General features: G+C 45.6%; 1 protein-coding gene. It reads left to right on the forward strand.

Translation table 11 applies throughout. The features are described from left to right. A partial coding sequence (locus BCU94_RS18925; protein ID WP_133149812.1) for a cadherin-like domain-containing protein occupies positions 1 to 737 on the forward strand: 737 nt, incomplete at both ends.

Here is a 737-nt window from a genome sequence, read left to right on the forward strand (position 1 = left end):
GTGAATGATGCACCAGTAGCGGGTTCTACTTCATACCAAATGAACGAAGATGGCAGTATCACGTTAAGCCCTGAGCAGTTACTTGCCAATGCAATTGATATCGAAGGTGAAGTGGCGCTAGATAGTGTCAGCTATTCAGGCACTGATGGTGTGTTAGTGACCAATCAAGATGGCACGGTTACCTTCTCACCTAATGAAAACTTCAACGGCGATATTAACTTAGATGTGTCTGTTGTGGATGAAGCTGGTGCAATCACTGTTGGTAATGCAGGCATTGAGGTTATCGCAGTCAATGATTTACCGATTGCAGGCCCTGTTTCTTACACTATCGATGAAGACAGTGTGCTGACATTTAATGAAAGCCAAATCTTAGCGAATGCATCAGATATTGAAGGTGACGTCTCATTGGTTGAGATTAGTTATACAGGCCCTGATGGTATTTTCAGTGTTAATGGTGATGGGACTTGTAGCTTTGCCCCTAATGAAAACTTCCATGGCGAAGTGACACTGGATATTGTTATTCAGGACGAAGAGGGCGCAACGGTTACTACACAAATGACAGTGGATGTGTTGCCGATTAACGATGCCCCTGTGTCAGGTAATATCGCTTACTCAGTTGACGAAGATGGCTCAATCACCCTCAGCCAAGAACAACTGCTGGCGAATGCAACCGATGTTGATGGCGACAGCCTAAGCGCTGAAAACCTCAGCGTCGGCGATAATGCCACCGTTGTAGC

The organism is Shewanella sp. 10N.286.52.C2, assembly GCF_002874545.1.
Classification (GTDB): domain Bacteria; phylum Pseudomonadota; class Gammaproteobacteria; order Enterobacterales; family Shewanellaceae; genus Shewanella.